The organism is Neisseria flava (assembly GCF_982712965.1).
Genome location: NZ_CEXQBZ010000125.1, coordinates 1 through 15,639 on the forward strand (window position 1 = coordinate 1; position 15,639 = coordinate 15,639).

Below are 15,639 nucleotides of genomic sequence, written 5' to 3' on the forward strand. Positions count from 1 at the left end.
AAAAACCAGACCAACTGTGATATACTTATTAGTTCGTTCAATCACCGCCAAAGCAGCGAAGAACCGAACTATACCCCCCTCCTCAAAAACCGTCAACTCCCAAACCGCAAAAAATTCTGCAAAAACCGACAACAATCTGAAATTCAACAGCTTTTATTTCGAAACTTTCAAAACCATTCTCAAACCAAACTCAACAACCTACCTCAACAACACCAAAGGTCGTCTGAAATCTTTTTCAGACGACCTTGTATTTTCTTACTACCTAATTCAATCAACCGACTTCGTTATTTTAGTCGGCAAACTGTTTTTTCATACGTTCGCGGCGTTCTTGTGCTTCTACGGAAAGTGTAGCAGTCGGGCGGGCAAGGAGGCGTTTGAGACCAATGGGCTCGCCGGTATCTGCGCAGAAGCCGTACTCGCCTTCGTCGATGCTGCGGATGGTTGCTTGTACTTTACCCAGAAGTTTGCGCTCGCGGTCGCGGGTGCGCAATTCCAGCGCGTACTCTTCTTCTTGAGTGGCGCGGTCGGCAGGATCGGGAGCGGATTCGTGTTCTTGCAGGTGGCCGGTGGTGGCAGATGCGTTTTCAATCAGTTCGTCTTGCATTTTTACCAGCAGTTCGCGGAAGAATGCCAACTGATCGCTATTCATGTAGTCTTCTTCCGGACCGTCCCAATTCAAAATGTCTTGTTCTGTCAGCTTTGCCATAATTTTTCTTTCAATCTATTGCGGGAAACGAAATGCTACTCAAGTGTTTTATTTTATTGATTTCTTAGAACTTCTTTTCTCAAGTCCGTTTAGAAATGGCGGCATAATACCATGTTTTCACAGCCGTGGTTTTGATTTTCACTTTTTTGCGTTTTGCTTACGTCATGCTGCAAATTCTTAATGAACTCGCTGTCTATTGCAGTAGCCACAAGTTGATTTGACGGGTAATTTGAGGCGATAGGCTGCTTAACCAGATCCACAGTAATAATGCCAATATACTACCTGAAAAATCGTAGCGTCCGTACTTTAAAAACTGCACGGGAGAAAGTATGGGGCGATATATCCGTTCCAACGCGACGGAAAGTTGGGAATAGGGATCTTTAATACTGAGCACTATGCGGATAAACAACCCTATCAATAACACATAAGCTGCTGATTTAATTGTATTCAATACTGCCAGTATAAAATTGGCGATGATGATTTTTGCGCTGAATGCGGTAGGCTGCGCCACTAAAGTGATGAAGGTGAATACGATGTAATATAACAACAATCCTGACAACAGGCAGGCGGGGTCGTATTTTTTAATCGGCAGAATTTTATGCAGCGGGTTGACCAGCCAATCGGTTGATCGCTTGCTGAACGCTAAGAGTGCATGATTTTCACTCAATCCCGCCGACTGCAGGAAGAGACGTGCCAAACACAGGATAACGATGCCGTCGGCAAGCAATATCAATAAATCTCCACGCATTTTCAGACGACCTTATATTGTTGTGCCATTTCCTGCGAACGCTTGACGCAAGCGTCAACGCCTTGGGCAATGGCTTCGGCGACGCGGCATGATTTGAACGTTTCGATAGCTTCGTGGGTGGTTCCGCCTTTGGAAGTAACGTTTTGCTGTAATTGCGCGAAGTCTTCTCCGCTTTGTTCTGCCAAGGCAACCGCGCCTTTGAATGTCGCGAGACTGAGGGCGCGCGCATCTTCTTTGCTGAACCCTTGCGCCTGAGCGGCGGCTTGCAGCGCGCTCAGCAGATAAAAGACGTAGGCGGGACCGCTGCCGCTGATGCCTGTAATGTTGTGCAACTTGTCTTCTTCTTCCAACCAAACGGTCAAACCGATGGAACGCATAATGCGGTCGGCGGCGGCGCGATCGGCTTCGGAGACTTCCGCTGCGGCAAACATGCCAGATACGCCCAAACCGATTTTTCCCGGCGTGTTGGGCATGGTGCGGACGATGCGGCGCGTTCCACCAAGGTAGCGACTGAGGGTATCAATAGACAAACCGGCAGCAACGGAGAGCACCAATGCGCCGTTGGCACGAACGTTGCGGCACGCGGCTTCCATATCCTGTGGTTTGACGGCAAGGATTAATACGTCGTCTGAATTCAGTTCGGGCAGGGATTCGGAAACTTCAACATTCAATTCTTTTGCCAAACGCTCGCGTTTTTCCGCGCCGCGGTTGGCGATGTGGATGCAGTATCCGCCCTGCTTGACCAATCCGCCCGCAATGGCGGCTGCCATATTGCCGCCGCCTAAAAAGTAGATGTTCATAAATTTCCTTAATTTTTTAAATGAGATACATTTTCTTAGGTCGTCTGAAATGTCGTTTCTACCCAACCGGAAAAATTTCAGACGACCTTTTTACCAACGGACGCTTTCGGGCAGCGATGTTCGATATAAGCCCTGTTTTTCCAAACAATCGAAGCCTTCTTGTTTGAAAGTTTCCGCCAAAGGGCGTTTATCGCGGGTGTGCCAAGCTAGTCCGCAAGCTTCAAACTTTTTGATTTTCCTACTGAAATAATCATTAGCTGCTGTACGATAAGCATTGTCGTCAACAGAATAACTCCCGTCCGCCAAACGTGTTCCGCGGAAATCCTCGATAGAAGGCGGCGGCTCGCCTTTAATTTCCCAAAAATCTATTGCTGCCGGCTTTTTGGGCTTACACCAGCCTGATAAGGATTCACATTGATACCAGCCCATCAACCGGCAGCCCGTTAACGTCAAACCCAGCAAAACGACCGAGACGATATGTTTCATTGGCTGCTTTATCCTTTTTGTTTTTGCTCCCGCCTGCCGAAAATCGCGCTGCCGATGCGCACATGCGTTGCGCCGCACGCGACTGCCACAGACATGTCTCCGGACATCCCCATTGACAATACATCCGCGTGGACACCCGCCGCGTTCAGGTCGGCGAGCAGTTGCTGCATGGTTTGGAACTGAACACGCAATTCTTCATCATCGCTGTCAGCTTTGGCGACACACATCAACCCGCGCACAACCACATTCGGCAACTTCGCTACTTCTACCCCCAGCACGACCGCTTCATCGGGCGCAACGCCGTGTTTCGCCTCCTCGCCCGCGATATTGACTTCGATGCACACCTGCAAAGGCGGCATTTCGGGCGGACGCTGTTCGCTCAGGCGGCGGGCGGTTTTCAGACGACCTATCGTATGCACCCAATGCGCGCGTTCGGCGACAAATTTGGTTTTGTTCGACTGCACATCGCCGATGACGTGCCAAACGATGTCGGGCAAATCCGCGAGCGTTTCCGTTTTCTCGTACCACTCCTGAATATAGTTTTCACCAAAATCACGCTGTCCTGCAGCATATACCTCGCGGATGTCGTCTGAAGGGAAGGTTTTGCTGACGGCAATCAAACCCACTTCGCCCGCCTGCCTGCCTGCCTTTTGCTCGGCTTCGGCAATGCGGCGGCACACCTCCGCATAATTTTGTTGCAATACCGACATGATTTCTTCCTTTATTACATCAATTACAGCGATTTTGAAAATTTTACTTGGTCTGAACGATTTATGTATTTAAAATAATACAATTTATCGGAACCTGAACAGGGAAATGCCCAGCATTCCGCGTCCGCATTTTAAATCGGGTTCCGCTTCATTATTCTAAACTAAAACAAGGCCACATTATGCAGATTACCGACTTACTCGCTTTCGGCGTCAAAAACAAAGCTTCCGACCTTCACTTAAGCGCCGGAATGTCCCCCATGATCCGTGTTCACGGCGACATCCGCCGCATCAACCTGCCCGAAATGTCCGCCGAAGAAGTCGGCAACATGGTCACTTCGGTCATGAACGACCATCAGCGCAAACTGTTCCAACAAGATTTGGAAGTGGACTTCTCCTTCGAGCTGCCCAACGTCGCCCGTTTCCGTGTCAACGCCTTTACCTCCAACCGCGGTCCTGCCGCCGTCTTCCGTACCATTCCGAGCGCCGTATTGACGCTGGAAGACCTGCGCGCCCCGCGTATTTTCCAAAAAATCGCCGACAACCCGCGCGGCTTGGTATTGGTAACCGGTCCGACCGGTTCCGGTAAATCCACCACGCTGGCGGCAATGATCAACTACATCAACGAAACCCAACCCGCACACATCCTCACCATCGAAGACCCGATCGAGTTCGTCCATCAAAGTAAAAAAGCCCTCGTCAACCAGCGCGAGCTGCACCAACACACCCACAGCTTCGCCAACGCCCTGCGTTCCGCATTGCGTGAAGACCCCGACGTAATCCTCGTGGGCGAGATGCGTGACCCAGAAACCATCGGTCTTGCGCTGACTGCCGCCGAAACCGGCCACTTGGTATTCGGCACGCTGCACACCACCGGCGCAGCCAAAACCGTGGACCGTATCGTCGACGTATTCCCTGCCGGCGAAAAAGAAATGGTGCGTTCGATGCTGTCCGAGTCCCTGCGCGCGGTTATTTCGCAAACCCTGCTGAAAACCCGCGACGGCAACGGCCGTGTCGCCGCACACGAAATCCTCATTTCTACCCCCGCAGTGCGCAACCTGATCCGCGAAAACAAAATCGCCCAAATCAACTCCGCGCTGCAAACCGGTCAAGCACACGGCATGCAAACCCTCGACCAAGCGCTGCAAACCCTCGTCCGCCAAGGCACCATCAGCCCCGACGTAGCCCGCAGCAAAGCGCAAAACAGCGAAAGCATGACCATCGTCTGATCAGCACATTCCATTATCGGGAACAAACAAGGTCGTCTGAAAACGCAGTTTATACAATGAGGAAGCCCGTTTCCCGTTTTCAGACGACCTCCGTAAGGCAGGCACAACACCCAATAACAAACAAACCGCCCGCCGGTCTCAATATTCACTTACTGATAAAGAGTACACAAAATGAGCGAAACAACTCCTTTACACGACTTACTCAGCGAAATGGTGCAAGCCTACTCGCAAAAAAACCAACCGCCGCATATCCCCACCCCCGCCGAAATCGGCACACACCTCCATCCCCTGCTCGACCGCATGTGCGTCGAAGCAGAAAAACGCGGCGCATCCGACATCTTCATCAGCGCAGGCTTCCCGCCTGCCGTCAAAGTCAGCGGCACCCTGACCCCCGTCCCGCACAAAGCCCTGACCGGCGAAGACACAGCCGCCATCGTCGAATCCACCATGAACCCCGAGCAGCTTGAGACCTTCAACCGCGAATGGGAACTCAACTACTCCGTCCAATCCCGCAGCAACACCCGTTACCGTGTCAACGCCTACCACGAACAAGGCCGCGTCGGCATGGTCTTGCGCCGCATCAACCAAGAAATCCCCGAAATGGAGAGCCTCGGCCTGCCCGCCAAACTCAAAGACCTCTCCCTTTCCCCGCGCGGCCTGTTAATCCTTGCCGGCCCGACCGGTTCCGGTAAATCGACCACCATGGCATCCATGCTCGACTACCGCAACCACAAAATGCCCGGCCACATCGTCACCATCGAAGACCCTATCGAATTCATCTACAAACCCCGCCGCAGCATCTTCACCCAGCGCGAAGTCGGCATCGACACCAACGACTGGAAAATCGCCGTCCAAAGCGCGATGCGTCAAGCGCCCGACGTCGTCTGTATCGGCGAGGTTCGCAGCGAAGCCAGTATGGAATACGCCCTCCAGCTTGCCCAAACCGGCCACTTGTGCGTCTTCACCATCCACGCCAACACCGCCGCCCAAACCATCGAGCGTATCATCAACTTCTACCAAGAAGACCGCCGCAAACAAGTCCTCATGGATTTGGCGCTCAACCTGACCGGCATCATCGGCCAGCGCCTCGCCATCAAGAAAAACCGCAGCCAGCGTACCGCCGTCGTCGATTTGCTGCTCAACACACCCGCCATGCAGGATTTGATTTTCAAAGGCGAGCTCATGGAAATCCGCGAACTCATGACGCGCTCCGGCACAGACGGCATGCAGACCTTCGACCAACACCTGTTCGAACTCTACATCAAAGGTCAAATCGAATACGACGAAGCCCTGCGCCAAGCCGTTTCCACCAACGACCTGCGCCTGCGCATCCAAATGCACGAAGAAGGCAACGACCCCGACCGCCTCTACGACCGCATCAGCGATTTGAACCTGATTTCGTAAACACCCGATTTCAGGCAAAACAAAGGTCGTCTGAAAACCCCGATTCAGGTTTTTCAGACGACCTTCTTTCATATTTCCTTGAGACCTTTGATCATTTCGTACTGCAAACCGAATGCTGTCGTTTCCCCCTCTTTTAGTGATAGGTTTGATTGCTTTTACGCTCGCTGAGTTTGCGTTTCTCCGCATCTATAGTGGATTAAATTTAAATCAGGACAAGGCGACGAAGCCGCAGACAGTACAAATAGTACGGCAAGGCGAGGCAACGCCGTACTGGTTTAAAGTTAATCCACTATAAAAGACGGATCGGATTGGGCGTAAGGCGGCGTAAGCCTCAGGTCGTCTGAAAACTATGTTAGTATGCGGCAGATTTGAATTTCAGGAGGGATGATGAACCGATTGTGCGCATTGCTGACCAGCCTGTGGCTGGGTATGCAGGTAATGGCGGGCTATATTGCCGCCCCGATTTTATTTGAACGGCTGGGCAAACAGGAAGCAGGCAATATCGCAGGCATGCTGTTTTCAATCAACAATTATTTTGGCCTGCTGGCTTGGACAGTGGCTTGGCTGGTAGTGCGAAGTAACCGAAACCGTTCATTTTCCGACAACTGCAAAGCAGCGCCGAAATTCATTATCCTCCTTCTGCTGCTGACCGCGTCCAACCAATTCCTGATAAGCCCTGTTATCGCAGCACACAAGACAGGTACGGCAAATTGGCTGCTTTCATTATTGGGCGGCTCTTTCGGTATGTGGCACGGCATTTCCAGCATCATTTATCTGGTATGCAGCGTCTTGGGCTTAGGTTTGCTGTGGCGTTATTTGAAATTTGAGAACAATTAGCCGTCTACTGGTCGCATTGCCTTGTTCTTTAATGATTCGGACTTCTTTATCAGATTTTTCATTTCTTTGGCGGCGAGTTCCTCCATGTTTTTATCCTTCGCATCAAGAAATCAAAGGAAACCATTCAAGTCCGACAAAACAAAGGTCGTCTGAAAAACCTTGTTTCGGGTTTTCAGACGACCTTTCGTTTATCTGCTGATTGATATCACGCGACCTGCGGGATGGCTTCGATGTCATGCAAGCTGCGGTAGCAGGGGTCGAGCTGGTTGGCGATGAGGGTGAGCTGCCGGTGGAGGATGTGGCTTTGACGTTCGTCGCCTGCCTCTGTTTGTAAGGCTTCCAAGTCGGTTCGGATTTGGGAGAGGGTCGTCTGAAAATCTTGTTCGCTTGTTTGCGGGAGGCGTTCGAGCAGGTCGGCGATGCGGTAGCCGCTTTGGTAGAACTTGCGGACGAAGTCGGGGCTGCACGCGCCGTCCATTTCGCTGCGGTATGCGCCGAGCGCGGAGATGTAGCCGGTCAGGGCGTAGCTGATTTTGAGGAGGGTGAAGCCGCTTTGCAGGTTGTTGCCGTATTTTTTGGGTTCGCTGCTCATGTCGGAGAGGGTGCTGCTAAGGGTGGCGGTGCGTTCGTGGGCTTGGCGGCGGACGGTGCGGTATTCGACGTCGTCGGCGATGCCGTATTGGAGCTGATCGAGGATTTTTCTGAGGTAGGCGCCGTTGCCGCCGACGGCTTGGGCGGCGGTTTTTTCGAGGGTGAGGTAACGCCAATCCGGCCAGAGGTAGGTGACGGCCGCCCATGCGAGGACGGAGCCGACGATGGTGTCGATGATGCGGACGGGCATGGCGGCATAGACGTCCAGCCCGGCGAGGGAGAAGCTGGTGAGGGCTTGGATGGTGATGAAGAAGGTGGAGAAGCTGTATTTGTAGCTTCGGGTCATGAAAAACAGGGTGGTGCTGGCGATGACGATCCAGAGCTTGGTTTCGACGGAGGGGGTGAAATAAGGCACGAGGGAGCCGACGATGACGCCGAGAATAGTGCCAGCGATGCGTTGGTACACGCGGCTTTTAGTGGCGGTGTAGTTGGGTTGGCAGACGAAGACTGCGGTCAGGAGTATCCAGTAGCCGAGGTTGAGATGGAGGATTTCGACGATGATGCAGGAGGCGGCAACGAGGATGGAGAGGCGCGTGGCGTGACGGAACACGCCCGACTCGAAGTTGAGCTGGCTGCGGACGGTCTGCCAAACGTTTTTCAGGCTGCTGTTTTCGAGGGCGGCGATGCGGGTATCGCTGCTGTTGTCGTTTTCGGCGGGCGAATCGCTGTGTTGGAGTTGGCGCAGTTGGTGATCGACGCTGCCGAGGTTGTCGAGCAGGCGGCGGATGTGGTGGATGTTGCGGCTTTCGGGATGGTCGTCGGTGTAGTGCGAAAGGGATTGGCGGCAGCCTTCCATCGCGCGTCCGAGGCGTTTACTGTATGTGTAGTCTTTGCCGTTCCTCAGGGCGGCGGCAACGTTGCGGCATGCCTGCCCCTGCATTTCGAGCAGGCGGCGGATGCGGAAGATGAGGTCGGTGTTTTTGAGGGTGTTGGTCAGCTCGGTGTAGTCGGCGTGGGCGGAGCTGACGCGTTCGTGTATGTCTTGGGCGGTAAAGTAGTAGCGCAGCATTTTGGCGGTGCGCGGGTGGCGGTGTTTGCCGCGCAGGCGGTAAAACAGAGCAGCGCGGCATTGGTTGAAGGCGGTAATAACGCCGGTGTTGCTCATGGCGAGGTCGATTTGGCGGTTGCCGAGCCAGGCGGCTTCGTCGGGATCGAAAAAGTCGGCTTTGGCGTCAAAATACCCGCCGAGCGCTTCGTAGGCGTTGGCGACGTTTTCTTGGACGGGGCGGTGCGGGAGGATGATTTGGAAAACGAGCGTGCAGGTGCTGTATAACACGGTCCCGAGCAGAATCATGACGGGATTGGTCAGCCAGAAGTTTTCGGGGGTGTAGGTGAGCGTGGTGTAGGTGGCGACGGCAAGTGCGCCGAACGCGAAAGTGCGGTATTTCAGCCCGACCGCGCCCAAAATGGTAAAGCCGAAGGTCATCAGGGTCATGGCGAGAATGAAAGGCAGACCTGTGCCGAGCGTGCTTTGGGCAACGAGCGATGAAATGGTAAACAGGGCGACGGTGATGATGATGTTTTTCAGACGACCTGTCAAGCGGTTGTCCAAATCGACGAGACCGCCCGCGATGATGCCGAGCACGAAAGGCATGGCGAGCTTGGGCGTGCCAAACCGCCAGACAAGGGTCGCGGCGATAAAGACGCTGGCAAAGACGGGCAGTGAGGTGATGATGAGGGGTTTGAGCGGCGGGAGTTTCATCGTATTGGGTGCAGCTTTAAATTGGAATGGTTTGATTATTATGGATGAAATGAAACGGTATTCTAACAGGATTTCAGGGCGGGACGGGTCTGCGGGGTCGTCTGAAAGCGCAAACTGTCGCCATTTTCAGACGACCCCTTTTCACGAAAATCCGAAGCCCTGCGTCGTCAAATATGCGATAATACCGCCACCTCAAACCGATTTCAGACGACCCATGTGCCTTAACGCCCGCCCCGCCCGTTTTGCCCATACCGCACGCCGCGGCGCGTTGGTCGTTGTTTCGTAAAACCCCGCCTTAGCGGGGTTTTTGCCGAATTGAAGAAAGGAAGCCGAATGCCCAACCCGCTTTACCGACAACACGTCATTTCCATTTCCGACCTGACGACCGAACAGCTCGAGCTGCTCCTGCAAACCGCCCTCAAACTCAAAGCCGAGCCGCGCGACGACCTGCTCGAAGGCAAACTCATCGGCTCATGCTTTTTCGAACCCTCCACCCGCACGCGCCTGTCGTTTGAAACCGCCGTACAACGCTTGGGCGGCAAAGTTATCGGCTTTGCCGACGGCGCGAACACCAGCGCGAAAAAAGGCGAAACCCTCGCCGACACCGCCCGCATCATCTCCAGCTACACCGACGCCATCATCCAACGCCATCCCAAAGACGGTGCCGCGCGCGTGTCCGCCGAGTTTTCCAAAGTCCCCGTCATCAACGCCGGCGACGGCACCAACCAACACCCCAGCCAAACCCTGCTGGACCTCGTGACCATCTACGAAACCCAAGGTCGTCTGAACAAGCTCAAAATCGCCATGGCGGGCGACCTCAAATACGGGCGCACCGTCCATTCCCTCTGCCAAGCCCTCAAACGCTGGGACTGCGAATTCGCCTTCGTCTCCCCGCCCAGCCTCGCCATGCCCGAATACATCACCGAAGAACTCGAAGCCGCAGGCTGCCGCTACCAAATCCTGCCTGACCTCGAAGCCGCCGTCGAATGGGCGGACATCCTGTATATGACCCGCGTCCAACGCGAACGCTTCGACGAACAAGAGTTCGCCAAAATCCAAGGCAAATTCAACCTCAACGCCGCCATGCTCGCCAACGCCCGCCCCAACCTGCGCGTGTTGCACCCCCTGCCGCGCGTTGACGAAATCCACCCCGACGTTGATGCCACGCCGCACGCCTACTATTTCGAGCAGGCGACCAACGGCGTTTACGCCCGCATGGCGATTTTATCGCTGGTGTTGAACGAAGAAGTATAAGGAGCAAATATGGAAACCCCAAAACTCAGCGTCGAAGCCATCGAAAAAGGCACCGTCATCGACCACATCCCCGCCGGCAAAGGCCTGATTATCCTGCGCCAATTCAAACTGCTGCACTACGGCAGCGCCGTAACCGTCGGCTTCAACCTGCCCAGCAAAACCCAAGGCAGCAAAGACATCATCAAAATCACCGGCGTATGGCTGGACGACAACGCTGCCAACCGCCTCGCTCTCTTCGCCCCCGAAGCCGTCGTCAACACCATCGACCACTTCAAAGTCATCAACAAACGCCGGCTCACCCTGCCAGACGAAATCGGCGAAGTGTTCCGCTGCCCGAACACCAACTGCGCCAGCCACGGCGAGCCGGTGAAAAGCCGCTTCTACGTCCGCAAACAAAGCGGACAGACCAAGCTCAAATGCCACTACTGCGAAAAAACCTTCAGCCGCGATTCCGTGACGGAGGCTTAGTTTTAGTTATAAAGCTGAACCGGCATAAATGCGAAAGGTCGTCTGAAAACTTGAAAATCAGGTTTTCAGACGACCTTTTTACATTTGGGAAGTGTTGTCGGTTTCACAACAAACGATAATTCAAAGGCATGAAAGAGAAATGACTTTCCTGCAACAATCGAATAGGGTTAAAACCGTGCAAAGAATCGAAAAGATTAGGCAAAAACGGTAAGGTGGTATAGAATCGAGCACCTATACTAATCGGATAGAGGCGTTTGTTTCAGACGACCTCTTTATTATTTGAATGTAGGTTTTAAGAAAATGACGAACTCACCTATTAAACAAACCGTAATCTTACTCAGCGCAGTCTTCTTTTCCGGCGCAGTCCACGCTTCGGGCTACCACTTCGGTACGCAGTCGGTCAACGCGCAAGGCACCGCCAACTCTTCCGGCGCGGAAGCAGCCGACGCATCGACCATCTTCTACAACCCCGCCGGTCTGTCCAAACTCGACAGCAGCCAAGTTTCCGTCAACGCCAACATCGTCCTGCCCAGCATCCGCTACGAAGCCGATTCTGCACAATACTATCAAGGCGGCGATGTTTCCGGCTCGAAAAGCGGCAAAATCACCAAAACCACCGTCGCTCCGCATCTCTACGGCGCATACAAAGTCAATGACGACGTAACTTTGGGCTTGGGCGTTTACGTCCCCTTCGGCTCTGCCACCGAATACGAAAAAGATTCCGTGTTGCGCCACAACATCAACAAACTTGGCCTTACCAGCATCGACATCGAACCGGTCGTCGCTTGGAAAGCCAATGAAAACCATGCTTTCGGTGCAGGCCTGATCGCCCAATACTCCAAAGCCGAATTGCGCAAATATTCCGACTGGGATGCCTCCGGCGCCATCAGCCAACTCGCCAGCGGCCTTGCCTCACGCGCAGCCGGTCGTCCTGTTTCCGTCAGCGCGCAAGGCAAATCTGACGGACACGCCGAAGTGAAAGGCCACGACTGGGGCTTCGGCTATCAACTCGCTTGGATGTGGGACATCAACGACCGCGCACGAGTCGGCGTGAACTACCGCTCCAAAGTATCACACACCCTCAAAGGCTCGGCAGAATGGGAAGCCGACGGTGCATACGCCCGCCGCGCTTGGGATTTGGGTGCGCTTGCCGCCCGCGGTTACGTTCCGCGTGAAAAAGCAAGCGTCAAAATCGTTACTCCTGAATCCCTGTCCGTTCACGGCATGTACAAAGCCACCGACAAATTCAACCTGTTCGGCGATGTAACTTGGACGCGCCACAGCCGTTTCAACAAAGCAGAACTGGTTTTTGAAAACACCAAAAACGTCGTCAACGGCAAATCCGACCGCACCGTCATCACGCCCAACTGGCGTAACACTTACAAAGTCGCGCTCGGCGGTTCTTACCAAGTGACCGATCCGCTGCAACTGCGCGCCGGTATCGCCTTTGACCGCTCGCCCGTCAAAAACGCCGGCTACCGCATGAACAGCCTGCCCGACGGCAACCGCATCTGGTTCTCGCTCGGTGCGAAATACCATCTGGGCAAAAACCACGTCCTCGATGCCGCTTACAGCCATATCCACATCAACGACACCCGCTACCACACCGACCGCGCCACCGGCAACGATGTGGACAGCAAAGGCGCATCCGGCGCGCGCTTCAAAAACCACGCCGACATCGTTGGATTACAATACACTTACAAATTCAAGTAAGCTGTTTGGTGCCGACATCAAAAGGTCGTCTGAAAACCAATATCCAGGTTTTCAGACGACCTTTTTTAATATACGGATTCAAAGAAATGCTTGGTCAACGGCGGACATAGTGGACAAAGGCGTATCCGATACCTTTCTCGCTTATGTGTGTTTCACGCAACTGCTCTTTCCATTCATCCGATGAAAATTCAGGGAAAAAAGCGTCTCCGGATACATCGAGCGACACCTCGGTCAGGCGCAAATCGGTCGCATACGGCAGGGCTTGGGCGTAAATCTGCGCGCCGCCCATGATGATGATTTCTTCGGCATCCGCACACAATGCTAATGCTTCTTCCAGCTCGGAGACGGTTTCCGCCCCTTCGGCAGGATAATCCGACTGACGGGTAATAACGATATTGCGGCGGCCGGGCAATGGTTTCTTAGGCAGGGATTCCCATGTTTTACGCCCCATGACGACCGGTTTGCCCGTGGTATAGGTTTTGAAAAAGGCAAAGTCTTCGGGCAGATGCCAAGGCATGGCGTTGTTGATGCCGATACAACGGTGGGCGGCATAAGCGGCAATCAGAGTGATTTTTTGCATGAGCATCCTTGTTTGAGGCTGAAAGCCAGTATTGTAAACGATATGGCGTATAGGCGGTTTTCTTCTTGGCATCCTAAAATATGACTTACGGTAATAATCATATAGACAAGAATAAACATACCGTTTATCATTTTAAAGTGCCGTTTGTCTTGCGGCCAAATTATATAAGTAAGCAGATTTTCATTGTCGGATATTCAAGGGAGACAGTATGCCGGGTTCTTATGCTTTGTACCGCTGTGCGGTTTTATCGACATCCAGCGGTTCCATTGACAGTATGGCCGGACGCGACAGCACCATACATATTTTGCATTTAAACATTTCGTTTAATCATCAATGGCATGTAGACGGTTCAGATGTTAACAACAAAGAATATTGCGAATGGCGAGCCAATCATCTGGATGAGCCAATCAGCACGTTGCCGCCTTGCGAAGACGAATTGTCCAAAACATTCAATTATCTGGTGGAACAGGGCTATCACGAAGCCATCGTTACGACGTTGAGCCACAAATTGAGCGACTCAGCGGATGTTATCCGCAAAATGGCGGCGCAGTTTCCACAACTGAAAATCCATGTTATCGACACAGGTACCTGCTGTATGCCGGAAGGCTTTTTCGCCATGGAGGCAGAACGGCTGCTTCGGGCAGGCCTGCCTCCCCAAACGGTCGTCGCACACTTGGAAAGCCTCAAGCCTTATTGCCACATCGTATTCGGACTTTCTTCGCTCAAGTCCCTTTCTTTGGGCGGTACGCTTTCCCGTGTCGGCGCGTCTTTCGGCGATTGGCTTGGATTGCGTAACGTCCTGCACTTTTCGCAAGACAATTTGGAACGTTTGGAAACCGTTACCGATGATGTCAAAATGTTTGATTCCATTATTGCTAATACCGTCAGCCTGATGAACGACAAGCCGAAAGACCAATTTATCCTCGGCGGCCTTTATACCGGCGACGAAGAACGCTACCAACTGTTTGCCGAACGTTTTTTTGAAAAAACCGGAAGGCGGCTCGGGCAGGGCGTACCCGTATCCCCCGTTGTCGCCGCGCACGTCGGTATCTGCGGGGTCGGCGTGGGTATGGTGGAACGCATTGCCGCCCCTGCCTGAAAATTTCAAAGCAAAGCCATACCATTAAAGGCTATGGGTATTGCTTATTTGAATTGACGGTAAAAGGTCGTCTGAAAACCAAAATCTCTGGTTTTCAGACGACCTTTTCGCATTTTAGGTTTACACGCCTTGTTTCAGGCTGGCTTCGATGAAGCCGTCCAAATCGCCGTCCAATACGGCTTTGGTGTTGCCGACTTCGTAGCCCGTGCGCAAGTCTTTGATGCGTGAGGAGTCCAAGACGTATGAACGGATTTGGCTGCCCCAACCCACATCGGACTTACCTTCTTCCAACGCCTGTTTCTCTTCGTTGCGTTTGCGCATTTCCAATTCATACAGTTTGGATTTCAACATTTCCATCGCAGCGGCTTTGTTGGCGTGTTGCGAACGGTCGTTTTGACATTGCACCACAATTCCCGTCGGCTCGTGGGTAATACGCACGGCGGAGTCGGTTTTATTGATGTGCTGACCGCCCGCGCCCGATGCGCGGTAGGTGTCGATGCGCAAATCGGCGGGGTTGATTTCGATTTCGATGGAATCGTCGATTTCGGGGTATACGAACACGGATGAGAACGACGTATGGCGTTTGTTGTTCGAGTCAAACGGCGAGTAGCGCACCAAGCGGTGAACGCCGGTTTCCGTGCGCAGCAAGCCGTAGGCGTATTCGCCTTCAACGCGGATGGTGGCGCGGTTGATGCCCGCGATTTCGCCATCGTCTTCTTCGAGGATTTCGATTTTGAAGCCTTTGCGCTCGGCGTAGCGGCTGTACATGCGGAACAGCATACCCGCCCAGTCTTCCGCTTCCGTACCACCCGCGCCTGCGGTGATGTCGATAAAGCAGTTGTTCGGGTCGGCGGGCTGGTTGAACATCCGTTTGAACTCCAAATCCGCCATCTGTTTTTCCAGTCCCGCCACGTCTTCCTGCACGGCGGCGAAACCTTCTTCGTCGTTTTCTTCAACAGCCATTTCAATCAGCATTCGGTTGTCTTCGATGCCCGACGCGATGTTGTCGAGCGTCAACACGATGCCTTCGAGGATTTTGCGCTCTTTGCCGATTTCTTGGGCGCGTTTGGGGTCGTTCCACAGCTCAGGGTCTTCGGAAAGGCCGATGACTTCTTCCAATCGGTCTTTCTTGCCCTGATAGTCCATATAGACGCGGATGTCTTCGCTGCGCTTTTCCAAATCGTTCAGGGTGTTGTTGAGCTGGTTGATTACTTCGGCTTCCATGATTCTTGTGTGCTTTCAAAATTTTAGGGGC

15 protein-coding genes are annotated in these 15,639 nt (G+C 53.3%); 7 read left to right on the plus strand and 8 right to left on the minus strand.

The window, feature by feature from the left end:
* Window positions 1-289: 289 nt before the first annotated feature.
* From dksA to AC5M9B_RS09300, 5 genes are all read right to left on the minus strand, one after another.
* The gene (gene dksA, locus AC5M9B_RS09280) at window positions 290-706 is read right to left on the minus strand and encodes an RNA polymerase-binding protein DksA (RefSeq protein ID WP_003744416.1); all 417 of its coding nucleotides are present in this window, start codon (window positions 704-706) and stop codon (window positions 290-292) included.
* A gap of 193 nt (window positions 707-899) precedes the next feature.
* Window positions 900-1,454 carry a YggT family protein gene (locus AC5M9B_RS09285; RefSeq protein ID WP_070656460.1) on the minus strand — a complete coding sequence of 185 codons (555 nt, stop codon included), beginning with the start codon at window positions 1,452-1,454 and terminating at the stop codon, window positions 900-902.
* A gap of 2 nt (window positions 1,455-1,456) precedes the next feature.
* Window positions 1,457-2,254 carry a pyrroline-5-carboxylate reductase gene (gene proC, locus AC5M9B_RS09290; protein ID WP_070656458.1) on the minus strand — a complete coding sequence of 266 codons (798 nt, stop codon included), beginning with the start codon at window positions 2,252-2,254 and terminating at the stop codon, window positions 1,457-1,459.
* Between the two features lie 90 nt (window positions 2,255-2,344).
* A complete protein-coding gene (locus AC5M9B_RS09295) occupies window positions 2,345-2,740 on the minus strand; it encodes an RNA-binding protein (protein ID WP_070656453.1) in 396 nt (131 codons plus the stop codon).
* A gap of 8 nt (window positions 2,741-2,748) precedes the next feature.
* The gene (locus AC5M9B_RS09300) at window positions 2,749-3,450 is read right to left on the minus strand and encodes a YggS family pyridoxal phosphate-dependent enzyme (protein WP_070656450.1); all 702 of its coding nucleotides are present in this window, start codon (window positions 3,448-3,450) and stop codon (window positions 2,749-2,751) included.
* A gap of 179 nt (window positions 3,451-3,629) precedes the next feature.
* On the opposite strand from AC5M9B_RS09300, the gene AC5M9B_RS09305 reads away from it, so the two are divergent.
* The 3 genes from AC5M9B_RS09305 to AC5M9B_RS09315 all read left to right on the plus strand — a co-directional run bounded on the left by AC5M9B_RS09305 (window position 3,630) and on the right by AC5M9B_RS09315 (window position 6,917).
* Window positions 3,630-4,676 carry a type IV pilus twitching motility protein PilT gene (locus AC5M9B_RS09305; RefSeq protein ID WP_070656447.1) on the plus strand — a complete coding sequence of 349 codons (1,047 nt, stop codon included), beginning with the start codon at window positions 3,630-3,632 and terminating at the stop codon, window positions 4,674-4,676.
* Window positions 4,677-4,847: 171 nt separating this feature from the next.
* A complete protein-coding gene (locus AC5M9B_RS09310; RefSeq protein WP_003744423.1) occupies window positions 4,848-6,080 on the plus strand; it encodes a PilT/PilU family type 4a pilus ATPase in 1,233 nt (410 codons plus the stop codon).
* A 387-nt stretch (window positions 6,081-6,467) separates the two neighbouring features.
* Entirely contained in the window at window positions 6,468-6,917 is a 450-nt protein-coding gene (locus AC5M9B_RS09315; RefSeq protein WP_019270747.1) for a DUF4149 domain-containing protein, read from the plus strand.
* A gap of 205 nt (window positions 6,918-7,122) precedes the next feature.
* Here AC5M9B_RS09315 and yccS read toward each other — a convergent pair whose 3' ends face one another.
* Entirely contained in the window at window positions 7,123-9,270 is a 2,148-nt protein-coding gene (gene yccS / locus AC5M9B_RS09320; RefSeq protein WP_487648541.1) for a YccS family putative transporter, read from the minus strand.
* A gap of 333 nt (window positions 9,271-9,603) precedes the next feature.
* Between yccS and pyrB the strand changes: the two genes are divergently transcribed.
* From pyrB to AC5M9B_RS09335, 3 genes are all read left to right on the plus strand, one after another.
* Entirely contained in the window at window positions 9,604-10,524 is a 921-nt protein-coding gene (gene pyrB / locus AC5M9B_RS09325) for an aspartate carbamoyltransferase (protein WP_070539782.1), read from the plus strand.
* 9 nt (window positions 10,525-10,533) lie between these two features.
* Window positions 10,534-10,992 carry an aspartate carbamoyltransferase regulatory subunit gene (gene pyrI, locus AC5M9B_RS09330; protein ID WP_003743175.1) on the plus strand — a complete coding sequence of 153 codons (459 nt, stop codon included), beginning with the start codon at window positions 10,534-10,536 and terminating at the stop codon, window positions 10,990-10,992.
* A 300-nt stretch (window positions 10,993-11,292) separates the two neighbouring features.
* The gene (locus AC5M9B_RS09335; RefSeq protein ID WP_070539786.1) at window positions 11,293-12,705 is read left to right on the plus strand and encodes an OmpP1/FadL family transporter; all 1,413 of its coding nucleotides are present in this window, start codon (window positions 11,293-11,295) and stop codon (window positions 12,703-12,705) included.
* A 94-nt stretch (window positions 12,706-12,799) separates the two neighbouring features.
* On the opposite strand, the gene AC5M9B_RS09340 is transcribed toward AC5M9B_RS09335, so the two are convergent.
* Window positions 12,800-13,285: a dihydrofolate reductase gene (locus AC5M9B_RS09340; RefSeq protein WP_487648542.1), complete on the minus strand. Its 486-nt coding sequence runs from the start codon at window positions 13,283-13,285 to the stop codon at window positions 12,800-12,802.
* Window positions 13,286-13,493: 208 nt separating this feature from the next.
* Here AC5M9B_RS09340 and AC5M9B_RS09345 point away from each other — a divergent pair, with 208 nt between their 5' ends.
* Window positions 13,494-14,384, plus strand: a complete 891-nt coding sequence (locus tag AC5M9B_RS09345) for a DegV family protein (protein ID WP_487648543.1) — start codon at window positions 13,494-13,496, stop codon at window positions 14,382-14,384.
* A 120-nt stretch (window positions 14,385-14,504) separates the two neighbouring features.
* Here AC5M9B_RS09345 and prfB read toward each other — a convergent pair whose 3' ends face one another.
* Window positions 14,505-15,608 carry a peptide chain release factor 2 gene (gene prfB, locus AC5M9B_RS09350; RefSeq protein ID WP_039407069.1) on the minus strand — a complete coding sequence of 368 codons (1,104 nt, stop codon included), beginning with the start codon at window positions 15,606-15,608 and terminating at the stop codon, window positions 14,505-14,507.
* Window positions 15,609-15,639: the final 31 nt, after the last annotated feature.